At 59.1% G+C, this 20,446-nt stretch carries 24 protein-coding genes; 5 read left to right on the top strand and 19 right to left on the bottom strand.

Translation table 11 applies throughout. The features are described 5' to 3' along the window. Nucleotides 1–15: 15 nt before the first annotated feature. The 4 genes from KJS28_RS06780 to KJS28_RS06765 all read right to left on the bottom strand — a co-directional run bounded on the left by KJS28_RS06780 (nucleotide 16) and on the right by KJS28_RS06765 (nucleotide 2,500). The gene (locus KJS28_RS06780) at nucleotides 16–420 is read right to left on the bottom strand and encodes a type II toxin-antitoxin system HicB family antitoxin (protein WP_213540345.1); all 405 of its coding nucleotides are present in this window, start codon (nucleotides 418–420) and stop codon (nucleotides 16–18) included. A 38-nt stretch (nucleotides 421–458) separates the two neighbouring features. Beyond that, nucleotides 459–656, bottom strand: a complete 198-nt coding sequence (locus KJS28_RS06775; RefSeq protein ID WP_213540344.1) for a type II toxin-antitoxin system HicA family toxin — start codon at nucleotides 654–656, stop codon at nucleotides 459–461. A gap of 119 nt (nucleotides 657–775) precedes the next feature. After that, a complete protein-coding gene (locus KJS28_RS06770; protein WP_213540343.1) occupies nucleotides 776–1,174 on the bottom strand; it encodes a helix-turn-helix domain-containing protein in 399 nt (132 codons plus the stop codon). A 147-nt stretch (nucleotides 1,175–1,321) separates the two neighbouring features. Beyond that, a complete protein-coding gene (locus tag KJS28_RS06765; RefSeq protein ID WP_213540342.1) occupies nucleotides 1,322–2,500 on the bottom strand; it encodes a KTSC domain-containing protein in 1,179 nt (392 codons plus the stop codon). A gap of 78 nt (nucleotides 2,501–2,578) precedes the next feature. On the opposite strand from KJS28_RS06765, the gene KJS28_RS06760 reads away from it, so the two are divergent. Continuing rightward, nucleotides 2,579–2,956 (top strand): helix-turn-helix domain-containing protein, encoded by a 378-nt coding sequence (locus KJS28_RS06760; protein ID WP_213540341.1) that lies wholly within the window; start codon nucleotides 2,579–2,581, stop codon nucleotides 2,954–2,956. A gap of 79 nt (nucleotides 2,957–3,035) precedes the next feature. Here KJS28_RS06760 and KJS28_RS06755 read toward each other — a convergent pair whose 3' ends face one another. Together KJS28_RS06755 and KJS28_RS06750 are read right to left on the bottom strand one after the other, a co-directional pair. Beyond that, nucleotides 3,036–3,887, bottom strand: coding sequence for an IS3 family transposase (locus KJS28_RS06755; protein WP_213540340.1), 852 nt, complete (start codon nucleotides 3,885–3,887; stop codon nucleotides 3,036–3,038). Continuing rightward, nucleotides 3,884–4,171 carry an imidazolonepropionase gene (locus KJS28_RS06750; RefSeq protein ID WP_213540339.1) on the bottom strand — a complete coding sequence of 96 codons (288 nt, stop codon included), beginning with the start codon at nucleotides 4,169–4,171 and terminating at the stop codon, nucleotides 3,884–3,886. Before KJS28_RS06750 ends, KJS28_RS06755 begins: the two co-directional genes overlap by 4 nt. Nucleotides 4,172–4,186: 15 nt before the next feature. On the opposite strand from KJS28_RS06750, the gene KJS28_RS06745 reads away from it, so the two are divergent. Together KJS28_RS06745 and KJS28_RS06740 are read left to right on the top strand one after the other, a co-directional pair. Then, nucleotides 4,187–4,510: a hypothetical protein gene (locus KJS28_RS06745; protein WP_213540338.1), complete on the top strand. Its 324-nt coding sequence runs from the start codon at nucleotides 4,187–4,189 to the stop codon at nucleotides 4,508–4,510. Between the two features lie 229 nt (nucleotides 4,511–4,739). Further along, complete coding sequence (locus tag KJS28_RS06740; RefSeq protein ID WP_213540337.1) at nucleotides 4,740–6,476, top strand: glutamine--tRNA ligase/YqeY domain fusion protein; 1,737 nt, start codon at nucleotides 4,740–4,742, stop codon at nucleotides 6,474–6,476. Here the strand turns inward: KJS28_RS06740 and KJS28_RS06735 are convergent. The 8 genes from KJS28_RS06735 to rpe all read right to left on the bottom strand — a co-directional run bounded on the left by KJS28_RS06735 (nucleotide 6,466) and on the right by rpe (nucleotide 13,090). Beyond that, complete coding sequence (locus KJS28_RS06735; protein WP_213540336.1) at nucleotides 6,466–6,711, bottom strand: hypothetical protein; 246 nt, start codon at nucleotides 6,709–6,711, stop codon at nucleotides 6,466–6,468. The two genes, KJS28_RS06740 and KJS28_RS06735, sit on opposite strands and share 11 nt — an antisense overlap. Nucleotides 6,712–6,846: 135 nt before the next feature. Further along, nucleotides 6,847–8,679: a translational GTPase TypA gene (typA, locus tag KJS28_RS06730; protein WP_213540335.1), complete on the bottom strand. Its 1,833-nt coding sequence runs from the start codon at nucleotides 8,677–8,679 to the stop codon at nucleotides 6,847–6,849. 108 nt (nucleotides 8,680–8,787) lie between these two features. Then, nucleotides 8,788–9,879 carry an AAA family ATPase gene (locus KJS28_RS06725; protein ID WP_213540334.1) on the bottom strand — a complete coding sequence of 364 codons (1,092 nt, stop codon included), beginning with the start codon at nucleotides 9,877–9,879 and terminating at the stop codon, nucleotides 8,788–8,790. A gap of 6 nt (nucleotides 9,880–9,885) precedes the next feature. After that, nucleotides 9,886–10,407, bottom strand: coding sequence for a Gx transporter family protein (locus KJS28_RS06720; protein WP_213540333.1), 522 nt, complete (start codon nucleotides 10,405–10,407; stop codon nucleotides 9,886–9,888). A gap of 10 nt (nucleotides 10,408–10,417) precedes the next feature. Further along, on the bottom strand, nucleotides 10,418–10,819 hold the full coding sequence (locus KJS28_RS06715; protein ID WP_213540332.1) for a NusG domain II-containing protein: 402 nt from the start codon (nucleotides 10,817–10,819) through the stop codon (nucleotides 10,418–10,420). Next, nucleotides 10,794–11,804 carry an FAD:protein FMN transferase gene (locus tag KJS28_RS06710; RefSeq protein WP_213540331.1) on the bottom strand — a complete coding sequence of 337 codons (1,011 nt, stop codon included), beginning with the start codon at nucleotides 11,802–11,804 and terminating at the stop codon, nucleotides 10,794–10,796. The genes KJS28_RS06715 and KJS28_RS06710 overlap by 26 nt, the downstream gene beginning before the upstream one ends. Continuing rightward, complete coding sequence (gene recR / locus KJS28_RS06705; RefSeq protein ID WP_021858667.1) at nucleotides 11,801–12,400, bottom strand: recombination mediator RecR; 600 nt, start codon at nucleotides 12,398–12,400, stop codon at nucleotides 11,801–11,803. Before recR ends, KJS28_RS06710 begins: the two co-directional genes overlap by 4 nt. Before the next feature lie 45 nt (nucleotides 12,401–12,445). After that, the gene (gene rpe, locus KJS28_RS06700) at nucleotides 12,446–13,090 is read right to left on the bottom strand and encodes a ribulose-phosphate 3-epimerase (protein WP_213540330.1); all 645 of its coding nucleotides are present in this window, start codon (nucleotides 13,088–13,090) and stop codon (nucleotides 12,446–12,448) included. A 376-nt stretch (nucleotides 13,091–13,466) separates the two neighbouring features. Here rpe and KJS28_RS06695 point away from each other — a divergent pair, with 376 nt between their 5' ends. Further along, on the top strand, nucleotides 13,467–13,895 hold the full coding sequence (locus KJS28_RS06695; RefSeq protein ID WP_213540329.1) for a hypothetical protein: 429 nt from the start codon (nucleotides 13,467–13,469) through the stop codon (nucleotides 13,893–13,895). Between the two features lie 657 nt (nucleotides 13,896–14,552). Here the strand turns inward: KJS28_RS06695 and KJS28_RS06690 are convergent. The 5 genes from KJS28_RS06690 to KJS28_RS06670 form a co-directional block, all read right to left on the bottom strand. After that, nucleotides 14,553–15,299 (bottom strand): amino acid ABC transporter ATP-binding protein, encoded by a 747-nt coding sequence (locus KJS28_RS06690; protein ID WP_213540328.1) that lies wholly within the window; start codon nucleotides 15,297–15,299, stop codon nucleotides 14,553–14,555. Continuing rightward, nucleotides 15,283–16,014, bottom strand: coding sequence for an amino acid ABC transporter permease (locus tag KJS28_RS06685; protein WP_228298346.1), 732 nt, complete (start codon nucleotides 16,012–16,014; stop codon nucleotides 15,283–15,285). Before KJS28_RS06685 ends, KJS28_RS06690 begins: the two co-directional genes overlap by 17 nt. Before the next feature lie 87 nt (nucleotides 16,015–16,101). Next, nucleotides 16,102–16,923, bottom strand: a complete 822-nt coding sequence (locus KJS28_RS06680; RefSeq protein WP_213540327.1) for a transporter substrate-binding domain-containing protein — start codon at nucleotides 16,921–16,923, stop codon at nucleotides 16,102–16,104. Between the two features lie 317 nt (nucleotides 16,924–17,240). Continuing rightward, complete coding sequence (locus tag KJS28_RS06675; protein WP_213540326.1) at nucleotides 17,241–18,194, bottom strand: C40 family peptidase; 954 nt, start codon at nucleotides 18,192–18,194, stop codon at nucleotides 17,241–17,243. Between the two features lie 300 nt (nucleotides 18,195–18,494). Then, entirely contained in the window at nucleotides 18,495–19,001 is a 507-nt protein-coding gene (locus tag KJS28_RS06670) for a hypothetical protein (RefSeq protein WP_021859224.1), read from the bottom strand. A 249-nt stretch (nucleotides 19,002–19,250) separates the two neighbouring features. Between KJS28_RS06670 and spoIVB the strand changes: the two genes are divergently transcribed. Next, nucleotides 19,251–20,279 (top strand): SpoIVB peptidase, encoded by a 1,029-nt coding sequence (gene spoIVB, locus KJS28_RS06665; RefSeq protein WP_021859223.1) that lies wholly within the window; start codon nucleotides 19,251–19,253, stop codon nucleotides 20,277–20,279. Nucleotides 20,280–20,446 lie beyond the last annotated feature (167 nt).

The following is a 20,446-nucleotide window of genomic DNA, read 5'->3' as shown; positions in this document are numbered from 1 at the left end:
ATTACCTCTTTTGCCTTATCCGAGGTGCAACTGGGTACGCAGGGCATCTTGCAGCACCTGAGAAAAGTTTACATTCCGCTCCAGCGCAGCGGCATTAAGCCAAGCGGGGAGGGTGACGGTGCGGTTGACGCTGCGGTTGACCCGTGCCAAGCGGACGGAGGGCATATACACATCCACAAGGACGGCCCGTTCGCCGTCCTCCAGCTTTACATCGGCCAGAGGGGTGGGGGCGGGGATATCCTCGCCGTCCTCCTCCAGTCCGCAGAGGACGCAGCCCAGCAGTTCCCGTGCGGACAGCAGCGCATCCGTATCGTCGGTGCCGCTGGTGGCAACATCCAAATCGGGGAAGGTGACGGCGATCTCCTGATCCGGAGCATAGCTAAAGACAGCGGGATAGAAATAGCGTTCGACCTGTTTCATAAAATGACCTCCTATTCGAGTAAGTCAGGAGGTCTGGGTTACCGGAACAGTAACCCAGACTGTCGTTCAATGCTGGCGAGGGTTTTACGGGGGATGTCCTTGTCGGGGTGCTTAACAGTAACACGGCCCTTTTTGGTGGGGTGCTTGAACTGGTGGTGGCTGCCCACTACATTGACCTCGAACCAGCCATCCGCCTTCAGCAGTTGAATAACCTCCCTTGACGAGTAGCTCTTCATAAGTATTTCCTCCTGACAATGATATAATAACACATATAATTATATTTGTCAATAGGGAAAACAAATATTTTTACACACATTTGAAGCAAGAGAGCGGAGACCGGGCGGTCTCCGCTCTCTTATTTTGCGTCGGTGGGGGGCTCTTCGGGCTGCTCCTGAAGCAGCTTACGGGCCATCTCTTCCATGAGCTGCCATTGCTCCGGGGTGAGGCGGGCCAGGACGGAGACAAAGCGCCGCTGGAACTCGCTGGAGGGGTCCCGGATCACCGTGGCGGCGAAGCGCATGATCTCCTCCTCACGGGATAGGTGCATCAGCATCTCACCCTCACCGGTGCGAAGCCAGCGCTCGTTGACGCCGAACTCCCGGCAGATGTCCACGATGGTGCGGTCGCTGGGTGTTCCGTCCTTTGCGAGACGGGAAATGTGCTGCTGCGAAACGTTAATCCTTTCGGCGAATGCCGTTTTGGTAAGTCCGCTGGCCCGGATCACCTCCGCAATGCGGGTATTGATTTCGCTCATAATTCACCTCCTTGTCATCATTAAACCACGGAATATAACATCTGTCAAGAATTTTCACACTTGAGGAGTAAAATAATGATTGACAGTACGCATTAAGTGCGGTAATGTACAACTAAGGTGTGGCGCAACACACCTGCCGGGCACCTGCTACTGCTTGTGATTGCGTTTGATGCGCTGGTTGTAGAACTCCCCGACAGAGTCTGCGTGTATAAATTCCAAATACAGTTCCGGGCGGATGTTGTTGTAAGTATAGACCCGGCCGGACTTCGTGCGGACGAAAAGCTGATCCCGGAAGGGCAGATAGCCAACATGGGATATGTAGGAGGATTCTACAGCATAGAGCGTAATCACTTGCCCGTCATGGTAATAGGGGCAGGTGCTGGCCGGGTTGAGCTTGGAGGGCGGTTTCGGGTCCGGCCTGATTTTAATAGGCGGTTTGGGACCGGGCGCGGAGGATAGCTCCGGCGCAACCTTCAGAGGTTTATTCTCCGCCTTGTGCTGCAACGCAGGGCGGGGAATGGACTTCACTTCCGGAGTCGGAAGCGGCTTCGGCGGTGTGGGTTTTGGCTTGGGTTTTGGCTGATTGCGCAGGCGGCGAACGCAGAGAAATTCCGTGGGGAGCTTAACTGCGGCATAAGAAAAGATACAGCAGGCGAGGATCGAGAATATAAATTCAAATTCCGTAAAGCACGAATAGAGAATACTTGCGATTGAAATTGCCCAGCCTGCAATTTTCTTGGCATTTCCGGGGTGATTACGGACAGGATGATACCGCAAATACGCACATATTCCCCAGAACACACAATTTGTGGCGAGGACAAGCAGACACAAGCCGCCGCAACTCACAAAGAGCACATAGGAAAGGCCGACAACGGAAACGAGGTTCGCAAAAGCAACGACACCGATGATGGCGGCGTACTTTGGCGTTATGCCAAAGCGATAATTGAATCTACTGTGCGTTTTGGAGTAGTTGTCAACGAAGGGAAGACACATAATGCCGGAGATGACTGAAGCGGTGAGACATATGAAATAAAAGATTATGAGCGGACTGCCCCACACATCGGATAGAAAAGCGGGCGTGCTGTCCGAACCTGCTGAATTGCCTGGACTGCCGCTGTTCCAGCTGGTTCGATCATCGAAGTCGTAAGGGCATTTCCCGTCGGTGTGCTGATGGGCTGGGTAGCCATGGTGATAGTGATATTCCCCGGTGGAGTGGTCATAGTGGCCGCCGTTGGCGTCTGTGTCTCCGGGGTGGGCAAGGGCGACCGTGCAACAGGACAAAAGCAGGATGCAGGCGAAAATGGGAATCAGATACCGTTTTCGCATGAAAATACCTCCCTTTGACGACATCATACCACATCGGCAAGGGAGGGGGCAAGGACGAACTGAAAGGGGGGTGAGGACATGAGCGTTGGAGAGCGGATCCGGCAGCTTCGATGGAAGAAAGGGGTGAAGCTGGGGGAGCTGGGAGCGAAGGTAGGCCTGACGGCGGCGGCCATGAGCCGGTACGAGCTGGGACAGCGGAGGATATCCGTGGAGCTGGCGGCAAGGATTGCCGAGGTGCTGGGTGTGCCGATACAGGCGCTTCTTCCCACAGAGCGAGGCGGCGGGAGCGGCCAGAGGGGAGAGCGGACAATTTCCATTCTGACGGCGCTGCTGCACTACCACGAGAGCGTGGAGGCCGCCATTGCCGGAGAAGCACCGGCGGCGGGACCGGTGGATGAATACGCCGAGGCGCTGCGGGAGGCCATCCGGTGCGTCGAGGAGGTGCATAAAGCATAAAAAGACCTCCCCTGTGCAGATGTGAACCGCACCAGATTATGCGGACAGCACTAAAAGCCCCCATGTAGGATATTGAGTTTTAAGCGGAGTGGCGCAGCGACAGCGGTGCCACTCCCGTTTTTGTTTGGATGCGTTCGTGGTTATAGAAGTAAATATACCTGTCGATCAGTTCGTTTGCTTCTTGGAGCGTCTTTGGCTTGTGGCGGTAGATGCACTCTGTTTTCAGAATGGAGAAGAAATTTTCTGCCATGGCATTGTCATAAGGATTTCCTTTCCTTGACATGGACGGCGTTATGCCGTAAGATTGTGTTAGCTTGAAGTATGCTTGTGATGTGTATTGAAAGCCTTGGTCGCTGTGGAGCTGCAACTCCGCAGCGACTTTCTCTTTCTTCATTGCCAGACGAATCGTGTCCAGAACAAGATTCACAGTCTGCCGACTTGCAGTCTTGTAGGCCACAATACTGTTGTCATACAGATCTCGGATCATGGACAGATATAAAATGCCTTCTTTTGTGTGGATGTAAGAAATGTCCGTGACCCATTTCTCGTTTGGCCTGACCGCCCGGAACTGTCTGTTCAACAGATTTTCATATTTGTGTACCTGCTGACCAAGATTTACCCATTGGCGGCGTCGGCGAACCTCAGACAATAATCCATATTTTTTCATGATTCTGAGCACAGTCTTCGGATCTCTTTGAATATTTCTGCCTTTTAACCACTTCCATACACGTCGATAGCCATAGGTCTTATCTGTCCTGCGCTGACATTCCTCGATTTCCTTTGCCACAACAGCATCGCGATCCGTCTCTCCCAGACGCTTTTTAAAGCAGTAGTAACCACTTCTGGATACCCCGAAGAATTTGCACATAACAGATATTGGGTATTCTCCCCGGTGACGGTGAATGACGGCGTACTTTGCCTTTGGCCTCACTTCCTTTCTGTGGACTGCAGAAAATCCTGCAGTAATTTCACTTCCATCTTGAGCCGCTTATTCTCATACTTATATTCCTGCAGCGTCTTTGCAGGCTTCCTGCCACGAAACTTCGGCGCACCCTTGGCGGCTTTTTTGCGTTGCCGCTTCAGCAGATTGTGAACCGGACGGTCTCCCTCCAAGCCAAGTTCCGCTTCGATTTCCCTGTGGCTCTTCCCTGATTCTAACATCTTTTCTATGGTCGGTAGTAGAACCTGCATATTGGTGTATCTTCGTTTGCTCATAATGAATCCCCCCTGATGTACTTATTATCCTACATCAGGGGGGATTTTGTCTATTGTCCTGTTTTACTGGTTCTGTTCAATGCAAGGGGAGGGGGGTTACTTCTTATCGGAGGGAGATTCCCTATACTTTGGGATTTCGGTCAATTCCTCTATGCGCTTGGCGGCCTCCTCCTGACCCTGCGGATTCAGGAGCTGGTAGGCTTGACGGACCCGAAAGAGGTTGTCATCGAGCGTATCAAAGAGCGCATCGAAATTGCGAAAGAGAATACAAAAAGGAAAGAACGGCTGCTGCGAGGTCGTTGTGGAGATGGAACATACCGGGAAAAGAAAAGCCGATAACGTAACCACGCTGGTCAAACTCCACGTCATACTCCTTACCGACTTCGATCTTTCGTTAATTTGCAGCACGCAGCGCAGCCGCTGCCTATTTGCAATATAATTGTAAATCAACATCCATCCGATAATCGGGAAAAGGGCTTGCTTTTTCCGACGGCGGTGGGTATAATATTACATTGTTTTAGCGGGTCATCCCGCCGTATTTTTGTAACGTTACAAGGAGTGTGAGACAATGACCGAGGAACGAAACACCGCCGCCCCTGAGACGGAGGAGAGCAGAAACTTTATTTTGAACCTAATCGACCAGGACATCGCAGAGGGTGGTCAGTTCCAGGGACAGACCGTCCACACCCGGTTTCCGCCGGAGCCCAACGGCTATCTGCACATCGGACACTGCAAGGCCCTGTGCATCGACTTCGGCACCGCCGAGAAGTTCGGCGGTCTCTGCAACCTCCGCATGGATGACACCAACCCCGCTAAGGAGGACACCGAGTACGTGGACGCCATCCAGCAGGATATCCATTGGCTGGGCTTTGACTGGGGCGACCGCTTTTTCTACGGCTCCGACTACTTCGAGAAGGACTACGAGTATGCCGTGGAGCTCATCAAGAAGGGGCTGGCCTACGTCTGCGAGCTGACGCCAGAGGAGTTCAAGGCCAACCGGGGCGACATCGGCATCCCCGCTACCTCCCCCTATCGGGATCGGCCCATCGAGGAAAATCTGCGGCTGTTCGAAAAGATGAAGAACGGTGAGGTGGAGGAGGGAAAGATGACCCTCCGGGCCAAGATCGATCTGGCCAGCGGCAATCTGAATCTCCGTGACCCCATCATCTACCGCATCCGCTTCATCAATCACCACCGGCAGGGTACCAAGTGGTGCATCTACCCCATGTACGACTTTGCCCACCCCATTCAGGACGCTCTGGAGGGTATTACCCACAGCCTGTGCTCGCTGGAGTTCGAGTCCCACCGACCGCTGTATGACTGGGTGGTCAGCAATGTCTCCATCCCCTATCACAAGCCCCGGCAGATCGAGTTTGCCCGTCTGGGCATTGACCACACGGTGATGTCCAAGCGCAAGCTGCGTCAGCTGGTGGAGGAGAAGCTGGTCTCCGGCTGGGATGACCCCCGGATGCCCACCCTGTGCGGCCTGCGCCGCCGGGGCTACACCGCCCGCTCCATCCGCAATTTCTGCGAGCGCATCGGCGTGGCTAAGTCCCCCAACACCGTGGAGTACGGCTTTCTGGAGCATTGCCTGCGGGAGGATCTCAACGCCACGGCCCAGCGCACCATGGCGGTGCTGCACCCGGTGAAGCTCACGGTCACCAACTATCCGGAAGGACAGAGCGAGACCTTCACCGTGGAGAATAACCCCACCGATCCCACGCAGGGTACCCATGAGATCACCTTCGGCCGCCACCTGTGGATCGAGACGGAGGATTTTCTGGAGATGCCTATTCCCAAGTATAAGCGCCTGTACCCCGACGGCCCGGAGTGCCGTCTGAAGGGTGCCTACCTCATCCGCTGCACCGGCTGCGTCAAGGATGAGAACGGCCACGTGACGGAGGTGCTGTGCGAGTACGACCCCAACAGCCGGGGCGGCGACCCCGCCGACGGGCGGAAGGTCAAGGGCGCTACCCTCCACTGGGTGGATGCCGACAACTGTCTGGATGCCGAGGTGCGGCTGTACGACAACCTGTTCTCCGATCCCCAGCCCGACGGCCCGGACAAGAATTTCCTGGACTGCCTGAATCCCGACTCCCTGATGGTGCTGCGGGGCTGCAAGGTGGAACGCAGCATGGCCGCTGTGGCAGAGGAGTTCGACCGCCGGGAGAACCGTACCGGCGTCAACGCACCCACCTTCCAGTTCATGCGGACCGGCTATTTCTGCATGGATAACCGGGACTGCACGGCGGAGCATCTGGTGTTCAACCGCAGCGTTTCTCTGAAGGACAGCTTCAAGAAGTAAAGAGGAGCTGTCGGAAAACAAACAAAGGCCCGGAGGTCACAGACCTCCGGGCCTTTTGGCTAAAGCCCCTTGGGGGGTTATTTTTTCGGTTCAGCAGCCGCATCACCGTCATCACGGCACCGAACAACACACCGGACACCGTCCAGATGACACAACTCCGCTCCGGCGGCACCTCCAGCGGCTCCTTCTCCAGAAAGGCGTACTCCTTTTCGCCGCGGGACAGGAACAGCGCCACGGCCACGGCCACCAGCAGAGCGCACAGTCCGGTTGAAGTGAGATAGCATGGAGCTGCCGGGGAGTGCAGCGGTGCAGCCGTAAAGGGGCAGATGACAAACAGCGAGGGCCAACGGCCCTCGCTGCTTGTTGCTGTTTACTTTTTCTTGCCGCCGTGGGAGGCCTTCATGCGCTTTTCGTGGTTGAGGATGGTCTTGCGGATGCGGAGATTCTCCGGTGTGACCTCCAGCAGCTCGTCGTTGGCCAGAAACTCCAGACACTGCTCCAGACTCAGACGGCGGGGCGGCACCAGCCGCAGGGCATCGTCGGAGCCGGCGGCCCGCATATTGGTCATCTGCTTCTTCTTGCAGACGTTGACGGTGATGTCCTCCTGCTTGGGGCTGACACCCACCACCATGCCCTCGTAGACCTTTACGCCGGGGCCGATGAACAGGGCGCCACGGTCCTGCGCATTGAACAGACCGTAGCTGACGGACTCGCCGGTCTCGAAGGCCACCAGAGAGCCGGTGTTGCGCCGGTTCAGGTCGCCCTTATAGGGGGCGTAGCTGTCGAACACGGAGGCCATGATGCCCTCGCCACGGGTATCCGTCAGGAACTCGTTGCGGTAACCGAACAGGCCGCGGGCGGGGATCAGAAACTCCAGCTTCATGCGGCTGCCCACGGGGGTCATCTCCAGCAGATCGCCCTTCCGGGCGCCCAGCTTCTCGATGACGGCGCCCACGGACTCGCTGGGGACATCCACCACCAGCCGCTCGATGGGCTCACACTTCTTGCCGTCGATGGTCTGGTACAGCACACGGGGGGGAGAGACTTGGAACTCATAGCCCTCCCGGCGCATGGTCTCAATGAGGATGGACAGACTCATTTCGCCACGGCCCGCCACGTTGAAGGCGTCGGTGGCGCCATCCAGCTCCGTGACCCGCAGGGAGACATCCTTCAGGGTCTCACGGAACAGCCGCTCCCGCAGCTGGCGGGAGGTGACGAACTTGCCCTCACGCCCGGCATAGGGGGAGTCGTTGACGGAGAAGGTCATCTCCATGGTGGGAGCGGAGATCTTCACGAAGGGCAGAGGCTCCACACAGGAGGTGGCGCAGATGGTATCACCGATGGTGATATCGGGGATGCCGGACAGGGCGATGATGTTGCCGGCGGTGGCCTCGGTGATGGGCTTCTTGCCCAGTCCCTCGAACTCGTACATGGAGACGGCCTTGGCCTTCTTGGCGGGGGCGTCGGGGTCGTGGTAGTTGCAGACGGCGATCTCCTGATTCTGCTTCAGCACACCACGCTCGATGCGTCCAATGGCGATGCGCCCCACGAACTCGTTATAGTCGATGGAGGACACCAGCATCTGGAAGGGCTGATCCAGATCCGCCTCCGGGGCGGGGATGTAGCTGAGGATGGTGTCGAACAGGGGCTTGAGATCCGTGCCGGGGACGTCGGGGGAGTAGGAGGCCACGCCCTGACGGGCCGAGCAGAACAGCATGGGGGAATCCAGCTGCTCCGGGGTGGCGTCCAGATCCAGCAGCAGCTCCAGCACCTCGTCGATGACCTCGTGGATGCGCTGGTCGGGGCGGTCGATCTTGTTGACCACCACGATGACCCGGTGGCCCAGCTCCAGCGCACGGCTCAGCACAAAGCGGGTCTGGGGCATGGGCCCCTCAGCGGCGTCCACCAGCAGGATAACGCCGTTGACCATTTTCAGGATGCGCTCCACCTCACCGCCGAAGTCGGCATGGCCCGGCGTGTCCACGATGTTGATCTTGGTGTCGCCGTACTGGATGGCGGTGTTCTTGGCCAGAATGGTGATGCCACGCTCACGCTCCAGATCGTTGGAGTCCATGACACGCTCCACCGTCTCCTGATTCTCCCGGTACACGCCACCCTGCTTGAGCATCTGGTCCACCAGCGTGGTCTTGCCGTGGTCCACGTGGGCGATGATGGCTACGTTTCTCAGTTTTTCGTTCTGCAAAGGAAAAACCCCTTTCTTTTCGTGGGTATAGTTTTACATCAACCTTAACAGTATATGCTCTTTTGGAGCCGGATGCAAGAGGTTTTTCACGCTTTCCGGCATTTTTTGTCAGTCCAGCTTCCCTCTGGCGTGGAGGACGTCATCCTGTGTGAGGGTCATCAGGTCCTCCTTGGTGACGGTCTCCATGGCGGCCAGACGGTTATTCTGGGCCACCAGAATGTGCTCAAAGATGTTCCGCACGCCACGGGCGTTGCCGAAGGTCTCCGGGTCGCCGTTTTCCTCGGTGATGTAGTCCCGCACCAGCTCCTCCACGCCGTCCGACAACTGATAGCAGCCCTTTTTGCACTGCATCTTGAAGATATCCAGCATCTCATCGGGGGTGTAGTCCTCGAAGAGCAGGAAACGGTTGAAGCGGGATTCCAGTCCGGGATTGGAGTGGATGAACCGATCCATCAGATCGGTGTAGCCCGCCACGATGACCACCAGATCGTCCCGGTGATCCTCCATGGCCTTGAGGATGGTGTCGATGGCCTCCTGACCGAAGTCGTTCTCGCTCTTACCGTTGAGGGCATAGGCCTCGTCGATGAACAGCACGCCGCCCAGCGCCTTCTGGATGACCTTTTGGGTCTTGATGGCGGTTTGGCCCACATATCCGGCCACCAGACCGCTGCGGTCCACCTCTACCAGCTGGCCCTTGGAGAGGATGTCCAGACTCCGGTAGATACGGGCCATCATCCGGGCCATCATGGTCTTGCCGGTGCCGGGGTTGCCGGTGAACACCATGTGCAGGGACATATCCGTGGTGGGCAGGTCGTGCTGGCGGCGAAGCTTGTAGACGGAGGCCATGTTGATGAGGTTGCGGACCTCCTCCTTGACGGTGGCAAGGCCGATGTAGCTGTCCAGCTCCGCCTGCAGGTCCTTCATGTCCTCCTTGGGCAGGGGCTCCACCACCTCCGTTTTCTCAGCCTTGGCGGCAGGCTGACCGCCGGCGGTCTTGCCATCGGACGGCTGGGCGGGCATTTTGCCGTCGGCGCTGCCTACAGGCTTCCCGCCGGAGGGCGGGGCGGAGGGGGACTTGGGGGACAGGACACCCTCGAAGGGAGTGCCCCAAAAATCGTCGCCCATGCTGCGGAGGTTGCGCTCCGTCATGGTGCGGATGACCTCCAGCTGCTGGAGGATGATCTCGTCTTTTTTATCCATTGTCGATTACTCCTTTGTCGAGAGTTTGATATGGGCCATGGCCCGGAACAGCAGAGAGGAGACGAAGCCCGTAAGGGTCCCCGTCAGCAGGGAGATGCCCAGCAGGAAGGGAAGGTAGCCCAGTACGGCGGTGTTGCCCAGCGTGATGAGGGCAGCCGCCATCTGGCCCAGGTTATGGCCGGCAGCGCCGCCGATGGAGACACCGTAGATGGACAGGCATCTCAAGCGGCGCAGGAGGATCATCACCAGCATGGCGGTGAGGCCCCCCAGCAGGGAGAAGAGCATGGCGGAGGCGTTCCCGGCGAAGAGACCGCCCAGCAGGCACCGGGCCGTGAGAATGGCCAGCGCCGGGAGAGCGCCCAGCTGATACAGGGCGAACACGGTGACGATGTTGGCAAGGCCCAGCTTCACGCCGGGCAGGGGGATCAGCAGCGTCACGGGAAAGAGGTTTTCCAGCGTGCTGAGCCCCAGTGCCAGCGCCGCCAACACGGCGCACAGAGCCAGCTGTCGGGTGGAGATATGTTTCATGCGCCGCCCCCTATCCCAACACCACATCGGCATCCGATGTGCCGCCGGTGAGCTGGATGACCACCTGCTCCGGCAGGCAGACGATGCTCTGGCCAGAGCGGGTGATGCGGCCGGTGTGGACGCAGTCCTGCCCCGGACAGTCGCTGTGGACAACGCAGACGCCGCCGCTGTCCACCTGAATCTCCAGATGATAGTCGCCGTCGATGGCGACGGTTTTTGTCTCGGTCAGGCCGGTGAGGCGGATGGTCTGAACCAGAGCGCCCCGGTGGGTGATGGTGACGGTCTGGGGTGCGCCGGTGCGGCGGCCGTAGAAGCACAGAGCCGTCACGATGGCCAGAGTGGCCACCAGCGCTGCCACTGCACCGTCCCAGAGGGTGGGGCGAAGCTTAGGGGAGAATGGATGCGTATTCATAGCCGCTGCCCTCCGTGGGAGTGATTTTTTCGGAAAGACCGGGGGTGTACAGCACCTGTCCGGCGGTGGTGATCAGGATCATCTCGAAGCCGCCGTGGGTGCGCCAGAAGGCCTGCGCCCCGGCACTGCCCATCACATAAAGGGCAGTGGAGTAGGCGTCGGCCATGGTGCCGTTGTCACAGAGGATGGAGACGGACAGCAGGTCACTCTCCACGGGATAGCCGGTCTTGGGGTCCAGAATATGCTGGTAGACCGTGCCGTCCGGGGCGGTGTAGTAGCGCTGATAGCCGCCGGAGGTGACGGCGAAGGAGTCCGTCAGGGCCACGGTGACGGCGTAGCCGTCGGAGCGGGGGTCCTGAATGGCCACCACCCACGGCTGCCCGTTGGGCTTGGAGCCGCAGACGTAGACATTGCCGCCGAGGCTGATGGTGCCGGAGGTAATGCCGTGCCGGGCGAAAATGGCAGCCACCCGGTCGGAGGCGTAGCCCTTGGCGATGCCGCCCAGGTCGATGGCGCAGCCGTCGTCCAGTGTGGCGGTGTCCCCTGACAGGTGCAGATGCTCCGGCCCCACCAGTGGCAGCAACACATCGATCTCCTGTTGGGTGGGGATGCGGGGGCTGTCGGTGGTGATGCCCCATAGGGAGACCAGCGGGGCGATGGTGATATCGAAGGCGCCGTCGGTGGCGGCGGTATAGGTCTGGGCCTGAGCCAGCAGGGAGGCCGTTTCCTCGGAGACGGTAACGGCGCCGCCGGCGTTGATCTGAGAAATCTCGCTGGTGTCGATGGTGCGGGACAGGAGTCGCTCCAGACGGTTGATCTCCCGGCTGGCATCCGTCAGGGCGGCTGCTGCGTTTTCACCGTAGGCGGTGAGGTCCATCACCGTGTCCATGGCGAAAAGCTGGACGGACTCCGGCTGCTCTCCGCCGCAGGCGGTGAGGGACAGCACCATGCATAGGGCCAGCAGAAGGCAGAGCAGTCGTTTCATAGCTCCTGCCGCCCTTCCAGCGCACGGGTGAGAGTGGCGTCGTCGGCAAACTCCAGATGTCCGCCCACAGGGATGCCGTAGGCCAGACGGGTGACCTTCACGCCGAAGGGCTTCAGCAGCCGGGCCAGATACAGGGCCGTGGTCTCGCCCTCGGTGTCAGGGTTGGTGGCCATGATGACCTCCCGGATGCCGCCCTGCGCCACCCGATCTACCAGCGGCTTGATCTGGAGGTCGTCGGGACCCACATGGTTCATGGGGGACAGAACGCCATGGAGGACGTGGTAGCGGCCATGGAACTCTCTGGCCCGCTCCATGGCGATGACATCCCGTGGATCCGCCACCACGCACAGCAGACTTTCGTCCCGCTTGGGGTTGGCACAGATGGGGCAGGGACCGCCGGCGGTGAGGTTGCGGCAGATGGGACAGAGGGTCACCTTCTGCTTGGCCTCCACGATGGCGTTGGCAAATTCCTGCGCCTGCTCCATGGGCAGATTCAGCACATGGAAGGCCAGACGCTGGGCGGACTTGGAGCCGATGCCCGGCAGACGGGCGAACTGCTCCACCAGTTTTTCAAGGGGCGCAGGGAAATATTCCATAATATAATGTCCTTTTCAGTGAAGATATTGCGTAAATGCAGAGGATCAGCCACGAAGCTCCCGGATGCGGGCGGGGATGTCCTCTGCCTTATAGACGGAGGAGCCGGCCACCAGCACGTTGGCGCCACTGGCGGTGCAGAGCTTGCAGGTGACGGGGTCCACGCCGCCGTCTACCTCCAGCTCGCAGGCGGGATTCATGGCGTCGATGTAGCGGCGGATCTCCTGCACCTTGGGCATCATGTCGGCCATGAACTTCTGGCCACCGAAGCCCGGCTCCACGGTCATGACCAGGATCAGCTCCACCTCGTTGATGAAGGGCAGCACGGCGGAGGCGGGGGTCTTGGGCTTTACCACCACACCGGCCTTCTTGCCCTTGGCGTGAATTTTGACGATAGCGGAGTGAATATTCTCCTCCGTGTCCGCCTCCACATGGCAGGTGATGAGGTCACCGCCTGCATCGCAGAACTGCTCCACATACCGCACGGGACGGTCGATCATCAGGTGGACGTCCAGCGGCAGATCCGTCACCGGGCGGATGCACTTTACCACCGGGATGCCGATGGAGATATTGGGGACGAACAGGCCGTCCATGACGTCCACGTGGACATAGTCGGCGTCGGAGATGCGCTGGATGTCACGGCCCAGATGGGCGAAGTCGGCGGAGAGGATGGAGGGGGCGATCTTGATCATGATGACTGTCCTTTCTGCGGAACCGCTGGCTCCGCTGCGGCATAGGATACCATAAGCGGCGCAGGGCCGGGCGGGAGGGACGCCCCCGCCGCAGCCGCACCCACAGCGTCCGGCTGCCGCTTTTCAGATAGGGGGTCGGCGGAGCGTTCTGCCGGCCCCCGTTGTGCATAGTTCATATTCTATTATTATATCAATTTCCGTCATTGATTGCAACGCAGAAAACGGATTGTCCCGGAGAAATGCGGAAGAAAGGCGGGGCAATCATGACCAATCTGTAAATTCTGCACAAGAGGGCTTTACCTTTCCTCACTTTTCGGCTAAAATAGCATCGTCAATTTCTGAGGACGTTATCTCTTCAGAGGAAAGAGGCGAGCGTATGAGTTTCTTCCAACGGGTCGGCAACGCTATGGCCCGGTTCATGTACGGCCGCAACGGCGGAGATCGGCTGGGACTGGCCACCATCTGGACGGCCATTGTCATCGACGTGGTGTGTCTGTTCATCAAGGGGTATCAGGTGCCGTATCTGATCCTGTCCACCCTGTCTACGGCCATGGTGCTGTGGGCGCTGTGGCGGATGTTCTCCCGGAATCTGGCCAAGCGCCGGGCGGAGAATGCGTGGTTCATGAGCAAGGTGTGCTGGCCGGTAAAAAATGCCTTCGGCCTGACCCGGACCCGGATGCGGGATCGGGAGCACAAGTACATTGCCTGCCCCAAGTGCCGGACGGTATGCCGGGTTCCCCGTGGGAAGGGACGCATCGTCATTACCTGTCCCAAGTGCCGGGAGGAGATCCATACCAAGAGTTGAATAGAAGCTGCTGCAAGGCCCGTTTCCTGTGAGGGAAACGGGCCTTCTGGTGTGTTTGGGGGGCGTTCTGCCTTTGGCGGGTGGCGTTCTTCTTTTGTGTCTCCGACGGGTGCCTTTCTTTCAATAGCGAAAGAAAGGCACGAAAGAACGCCACTTGAAACCTAAGGTTTCAAAACTTCCTCTTTTGGTGTACAAGAGTTTCATCCTAAAATTTGCCGAAGCAGAGAATTGACGTATTTCTACTATCGCTGCCGCTGCATTGAAAAATTGAGGGAGTCTGCTGTCCTACCGTGGAATCCGCTCTCGGCGGTAGACCCACACGCCTCTTCGCCAGAGCGGGAGCGGCAGCGGGTCTGTTGCTAAGTCGATTCCCTTTACGACTGATAACAAACGAGGCTCTTGCGTGTAAAGGAAGTCCAGAAACCATTGGTTTCTGGCGGCTCTTTTGCCCACTTTTCCGGCTACTGGGAAAAGTGGGCTGTCGGAGACATAAATCGTAATAGCCACTACCGGCAGAAGGTTACCCGTGGGAGACAAAAAAGAAAGCTGCCTGTCGGATATAAAAAGGCAATGGAATACAAGTGAATTTCCGCAAAAGGGGGCGAACCAGACAAACGCCCGCTGCTCTGGTAAACCAGAGCAGCGGGCATTTGCACGTCACAGCACCTTGCTGAGAAAATCCTTCAGGCGGGGATCCTGGGGATGGTCAAAGAGGTCGGCGGGGGCGCCCTCCTCCAAAATTCGGCCGTCGGCCATGAACACCACCCGGCTGGCCACCTCACGGGCGAAGCCCATCTCGTGGGTCACCACCACCATGGTCATGCCGTCGGCGGCCAGCGAGCGCATGAGGTCCAGCACCTCACCCACCATCTCCGGGTCCAGCGCAGAGGTGGGTTCGTCGAACAGCAGCACCTCCGGCTCCATGGCCAAGGAGCGGACGATGGCGATGCGCTGCTTCTGTCCGCCGGAGAGCATATTGGGGTATTCATCGGCCTTATCCGCCAGACCGATGCGCTCCAAGAGGGTCATGGCCTGCTGCCGGGCCTCCTGCGGCGTTTTCTTTTTCAGGGCCACCGGGGCCATGGTGATGTTTTGCAGCACGGTCTTATGGGGAAAGAGATTGAAGTGCTGGAACACCATACCCATTTTCTGACGGTGAAGGTCGATGTTCACGGATTTGTCCGCCAGATCCGCACCGTCGAAGTAGATGGCGCCGGAGGTAGGCTGCTCCAGTAGGTTCAGGGAACGCAGGAGGGTAGATTTGCCGGAGCCGGAGGGGCCGATGATGGCCACCACCTCGCCCCGGTAGACTTCCAGATCACAGTGATCCAGAGCCACCACGCCGCGGCGGAACTCCTTGGTCAGCTGCCGGACGGAGATGAGTGCATTATTGCTTGTCGCCACGACGCATCCTCCTTTCAATGGCCTCAATGCCCTTGGAGGCCGGGTAGTTGATGCAGAAATATACCAGTGCCGCCAGCGTGTAGGGGGCCAGCGAGATGCCGGTGGAGCCGGCGATGGTCTTGGCGGCGAACATCATCTCCGCCATGCCCAGCACGGAGCAGATGGAGGACTCCTTCACCATGGTGACCATCTCGTTGGCCAGCGCAGGCAGGACGTTCTTCACCGCCTGCGGCAGCACCACCAGACGCATACTCTGCCATTGGGAGAGGCCCAGAGAACGGGCGGCCTCCGCCTGCCCCTTATCCACGGCCAGAATACCGGCACGGAAAATTTCCGCCACGTAGGCGGAGCTGTTCAGGGCCAGCGCCACCACGCCGGGGATGAAGCGGCTGATATCCACGAAGCCGAAGAGGGTCAGCCGGGGCAGGGAGATGGCGTAGAACAGGCCGTAGTAGATGATGGACAGCTGCACCAGCATGGGGGTGGAGCGGAATACGGCGATGTAGGCGCCGGAGAGCCAGCGCACCGGCTTTTTCCGGCTCAGGCGCATAAGGGCCAGCCCCAATGCCGGGAGAATGGCCAGCAGCACGGACACCACGGCCAGCAACAGGGTGTACTCGATGCCACGGACGAAAGCGGTGCCGTATTTGGGCAGGAAGGAAAAGTTGAAGAAATCGGTGGGATTCATGTCGGTGAACAGGTCGCTCCACCACATGGGCGTCATCTCCTTTCAGATGGAAGAATACCCGGCGCTGCGCCCAGTGCGGGGCACTGGGCGCAGCGGGGAGGGTGCAGTTTCGGATCAGTTGGGGTCCACGGCCTTGGCGGCCAGCTCGTTGGCGGCATCGATGAAGCTCTGCATCTTGTTCTCGCTGTTGAGCTTGGCGATAGCGGCGTTGATGCCGGGCAGCAGACCCTTGGGATCGCCCTTGGCCACGGCCACGCAGTAGGCAGATGCCTCGCCCAGTTCGCTGGAGGCACCGGCAATGACCAGATCGGGGTTGGATTCGGCATATTGCTGCGCCACGCCGCCGTCCACCACGATGGCGTCCACCTTGTCGTAGGTCAGGTCATTGATCAGATCCAGCACGGACTGGAGAGACACGGCGTTGGCACCGGGCATGGAGTCGGCGATGATATCCAGCTTGGTGGTGGCAGCCTGTGCGCCCACGGACTTGCCGGCGAAATCGGCCAGCGTCTTGAACTGGTCGGCCTTGTCAGCCTTCACCAGAATGGCCGGGGGAATATCGTTATAGTAGGGGTCGGAGAAATCGGCGTTCTCCAGACGGTCGGGGGTGGCCTCCATGGCGGCCAGCACCATGTCGAAGTCGCCCTTGCCCAGAGAGGTCAGCAGGTACTCGAAGGCCATGTTCTCCACCTGAAGGGAAAGACCCATGTCGTCGGCAATGTACTGAGCCACGGACACGTCGATGCCGGCGTAGGTCAGTTCACCCTTGTCATCGGGATACATGAATTCGAAGGGGGCGTAGTCGGCACTGGTCCCCAGGATCAGGGCGGTTTTCTTGTCGTTGCTATCGTCGTTGCTGTCGGGGTTCTTGTTGCCGCAGGCGGCCAGAGACAGGATCATGGCGGCGGCCATCAGAAGGGCCAATACTTTTTTCATTTCTCATACCTCACTTTGTATTCGTTGTGCCGCCTGTGCAGGCGGCCTTGTGGATGGAAGGCTCCGGGCGTTCCGGAGGATGTGGTTATGATACAACGGAGATGAATAAAAGTCAAGTGTAAAATGAATAAAATTACAGCAAAAACGAGAGAATCATGCAAACTGCTCGCTTCCGAACTGAATATTGCGGAAGAAAGAAGCGAATTGCACAAAGGAAATGCAGCGAAAATGAATAAAAATACGAATATACGGAGGCGAAAGAAAAAGTAAGAGAGCCGCCCGCAGGCGGCTCTCTTAGGATGTCTCTATGTGACGCTTCAGGGGAGGATGCGTCCGGCCCCCAGATAGCAGGCAGCGTAGTAGCTTTCGTAAAGGGAGTTGACCTTCACACCGCCGGAGGAGCTGGCGTGGATGAACTGACCGCCGCCCAAATAGATGCCCACGTGGCTGATGCCGCCGAAGGTATCGAAAAACACCAGATCACCAGCCTGCCGCTCCTCGGAGGAGACAGATGTGGCGGTGTAATACTGGTCGCTGGCCCCGTGGGACAGGGAGTAGCCGAACTTGGCGAATACAGCCATGGTGAAGCCGGAGCAGTCGGTACCGGAGTAGCTGGAGCCGCCGTAGACATAGGGCGTTCCCAAATAGGTGTAGGCGTAGGCGATGAGCTCCTCCCGCACGGTGTTGGTGGCGGAGGTACCCTCATAGTCGGCATAGTGGACCGGCTGGGCATACTCGGCGGGGATGTAGCCGGTGGACTGGCCGAAGGTGACCTGGTACCAGCCGTCCTGATAGTCGTTGAGGCGGGCCACCTTGCCGCTGTCGATGGTGAGGGAGGTGGCGGTGTCGTTATCGGCAGCACTGCGAAGCCGAACGGCCTCGGTGAGCTGCACGCCGTCGTACTCGCTTAGCAGGCTCTGACGGGCGGCCTCCTTGGCGGCGGCGTCAGCGGCGGCTGCGGCGGTGTCCGCCTGCTTGCGGCGGGCGGCGTCCTCCTGGGCCTGACTGGTCTTGAGGGCCTCGGTGGGCAGCTGGGAGAGGGAGATGGTCTCCTCCTCCGGCAGGCCCAACTCCAGCGCCAGAGCCAGACCCTCGCCGCTGGGCAGGACATTGCTGGAGCGGCTGGTGAGCCCGGCGGCATCCAGCGCCTCCACAGCGGCGCTGTACTGCACCTCCTGTTGTACGGTATCACGTTCATCGGCGCTGGCGATCCAGATGCTGGACACCAGCAGCGCAACGGCCAGATAGAGACAGGCAAATTTTCTGGACATATGCTTTTGCCATCCTTTCTGCGTTGGTTTTGGAAAACTACGAGAGATATCATACCACAACTCTATCAAAAAAGCTACACAAAAATTACAAATTGATAACAAAATTTTCAGAATGGTAAAAAACGCCCGGAAATTTTGGGCAGGATGCACAAGGCACTGTGACGGAAATGGGACATATAGATGGGAAAGTGTCGGGAAAAGCAAAGGGGAGCCTACGGCGGAAACGACCGTTGACTCCCATATTCTGTGAAAAAGAGGCCCGGCGGCGGGCGAAAAGGTTACAAGAGACGGCGCTGCCCCTCAGACCTTGGCGGGCCAGCGGGCCATAAGACGGCCCAGCAGCACATCATAGACGAAGAACAGGGCGACGCCCATGGCGATGGTGGCGGCCAGCAGCCAGCGGCCGGTGGCTGCGAACTCCTCTACCACGGCGGGCAGGCAGAATACATAGAGGATCAGGGCGTACAGCGCCGCCATGGAGACGGCGGCCCACAGAAGCTTCAGCGTCAGGGAGAGAAGGCGGCTGCGGAGGGCGTCCAGTCGGGGCTTCAGCAGGGGGTAGTAGCCGGTGAAGCAGAACAGCAGCGATACCTCCTTATCCGGGCACAGCAGCAGACCCAGCAGGGCGATGGCCCCATAGCAGCACCATGCGTACCGTGGGCGGGAGCGCACCGGCAGCAGGGCGATGGAGGCCAGAATGGGGCAGATATACAGGGCAAAGGGGACGATGCCCCCCAGACACAGCAGCACCACGCCCAAGGCGGTCAGTACGCCGCACAGGGCCAGCAGGCGGGTGGTTCCTTTCATGGCTTCACGTCCTTTCCCCTCTACTATAACATAGGAGCGGGCGGGGCTGCAACGGAGAAAAACGGGGGAGGTGTCCTAAAAGCTGGCGCTTCACTGCGGAAAATTTTTCCTGCGGCGCAAAAGCGGCGGCGTGACAGTCGTGCGGGATGATTGCCATGTCTGGCGGAATTTAACGCCGATGAAACCGGCGGCTGCGGCGCAAAGTAATGGTGTCGCCGGCGACGAAAACAAAAAATAAGAGGTGATCCGATGCATGAAACGCAAGCAAGGCGAGGCGTGCGGCGGGGCGCTGCCGTACTGCTGGCGATGGTGCTGGCCCTGTCGTTGGGATGGCAGCGGACGTGGGCTGATGAGGGGCGGCAGTTGATCCCCGTGGGCAAGGCCGTGGGCATCAAGCTGTTTGCCGACGGTGTACTGGTGGTATCCGTGTCGCCGGTGCAGGGAACGGAGGAGACTCGCTCCCCGGCCAAGGAGTGCGGCCTGAAAGAAGGAGATATCCTGCTGACCTTCAATGGTGAGAAGATCCGCTCCACAGAGCATTTACAGGCCATGCTGGCGGAAAACGGCGAAACGGCGGCGGAGCTGACGGTGCAGCGGGACGGGAAAACGCTGGAGGTGACGGCCAGTCCAGTGGTTTGCGAGGACGGCGGCATCCGGTTGGGTGCGTGGATCCGGGACAGCATGGCGGGTGTCGGCACGCTGACCTACTATGATCCCGCCACCGGTAGTTACGGCGCTCTGGGCCACGGTATCACGGATGTGGACACGGCGGAGCTGATGCCGCTGGCCAGCGGCTCTATTATGGAGACTATGGTGAAGGCGGTGAAGAAGGGCCAGCGGGGCGACCCCGGCGAGCTGAAGGGGGACTTTACCGTGCAGCGGGATGTAGGCACGGTGACGGTCAACAGCAACGAGGGCATCTTTGGCACGGTGGAGGATGCGGGTTTTATCTCCGGCGAGGCGGTATCGGTGGCAGAGCCGGAGGAGGTACACGCCGGGGAGGCGTCTATATTATGTACCATTTCCGGCAGCGATACCCGTGCCTATGAGGTGGAGATCCTGCGAGTGAACCCCCGGAGTCGGGACGGCCGGGATCTGTTGCTGCGGGTGACGGACCCGGAGCTGCTGGAGACCACTGGAGGCATCGTGCAGGGGATGAGCGGCAGCCCCATTTTGCAGGACGGACGGTTGGTGGGAGCCGTGACTCATGTGCTGGTGGCAAACCCGGCGGAGGGATACGGTATCTTCCTGGAGAATATGCTGACCACGGCGGGATAAGCGCCCTGTGAGACAGGAGGCCTGGAGCATCGGCTCCGGGCCTCCTGCGCCGGGTTTACCGGGATTTTCTCTGCAAAACGATTGACAGGCGGGGCGGTGGAGCTTATATTGTACCGTAAAGGATCCATAGAAGCTAAGACATAGCGGACAGAAAACACTCGATAGAA

Source organism: Vescimonas coprocola (assembly GCF_018408575.1).
Taxonomy (GTDB): domain Bacteria; phylum Bacillota; class Clostridia; order Oscillospirales; family Oscillospiraceae; genus Vescimonas; species Vescimonas coprocola.
This window is presented reverse-complemented; position numbering and strand designations above follow the sequence as displayed.

Coding starts and splice junctions, on each gene's coding strand:
- KJS28_RS06780 (WP_213540345.1), bottom strand. CDS start 420: ATGAAACAGGTCGAACGCTATTTCTATCCCGCTGTCTTTAGCTATGCT.
- KJS28_RS06775 (WP_213540344.1), bottom strand. CDS start 656: ATGAAGAGCTACTCGTCAAGGGAGGTTATTCAACTGCTGAAGGCGGAT.
- KJS28_RS06770 (WP_213540343.1), bottom strand. CDS start 1,174: ATGAGCGAAATCAATACCCGCATTGCGGAGGTGATCCGGGCCAGCGGA.
- KJS28_RS06765 (WP_213540342.1), bottom strand. CDS start 2,500: ATGCGAAAACGGTATCTGATTCCCATTTTCGCCTGCATCCTGCTTTTG.
- KJS28_RS06760 (WP_213540341.1), top strand. CDS start 2,579: ATGAGCGTTGGAGAGCGGATCCGGCAGCTTCGATGGAAGAAAGGGGTG.
- KJS28_RS06750 (WP_213540339.1), bottom strand. CDS start 4,171: ATGAGCAAACGAAGATACACCAATATGCAGGTTCTACTACCGACCATA.
- KJS28_RS06745 (WP_213540338.1), top strand. CDS start 4,187: ATGTACTTATTATCCTACATCAGGGGGGATTTTGTCTATTGTCCTGTT.
- KJS28_RS06740 (WP_213540337.1), top strand. CDS start 4,740: ATGACCGAGGAACGAAACACCGCCGCCCCTGAGACGGAGGAGAGCAGA.
- KJS28_RS06725 (WP_213540334.1), bottom strand. CDS start 9,879: ATGGATAAAAAAGACGAGATCATCCTCCAGCAGCTGGAGGTCATCCGC.
- KJS28_RS06720 (WP_213540333.1), bottom strand. CDS start 10,407: ATGAAACATATCTCCACCCGACAGCTGGCTCTGTGCGCCGTGTTGGCG.
- KJS28_RS06715 (WP_213540332.1), bottom strand. CDS start 10,819: ATGAATACGCATCCATTCTCCCCTAAGCTTCGCCCCACCCTCTGGGAC.
- KJS28_RS06710 (WP_213540331.1), bottom strand. CDS start 11,804: ATGAAACGACTGCTCTGCCTTCTGCTGGCCCTATGCATGGTGCTGTCC.
- recR (WP_021858667.1), bottom strand. CDS start 12,400: ATGGAATATTTCCCTGCGCCCCTTGAAAAACTGGTGGAGCAGTTCGCC.
- rpe (WP_213540330.1), bottom strand. CDS start 13,090: ATGATCAAGATCGCCCCCTCCATCCTCTCCGCCGACTTCGCCCATCTG.
- KJS28_RS06695 (WP_213540329.1), top strand. CDS start 13,467: ATGAGTTTCTTCCAACGGGTCGGCAACGCTATGGCCCGGTTCATGTAC.
- KJS28_RS06685 (WP_228298346.1), bottom strand. CDS start 16,014: ATGTGGTGGAGCGACCTGTTCACCGACATGAATCCCACCGATTTCTTC.
- KJS28_RS06680 (WP_213540327.1), bottom strand. CDS start 16,923: ATGAAAAAAGTATTGGCCCTTCTGATGGCCGCCGCCATGATCCTGTCT.
- KJS28_RS06675 (WP_213540326.1), bottom strand. CDS start 18,194: ATGTCCAGAAAATTTGCCTGTCTCTATCTGGCCGTTGCGCTGCTGGTG.
- KJS28_RS06670 (WP_021859224.1), bottom strand. CDS start 19,001: ATGAAAGGAACCACCCGCCTGCTGGCCCTGTGCGGCGTACTGACCGCC.
- spoIVB (WP_021859223.1), top strand. CDS start 19,251: ATGCATGAAACGCAAGCAAGGCGAGGCGTGCGGCGGGGCGCTGCCGTA.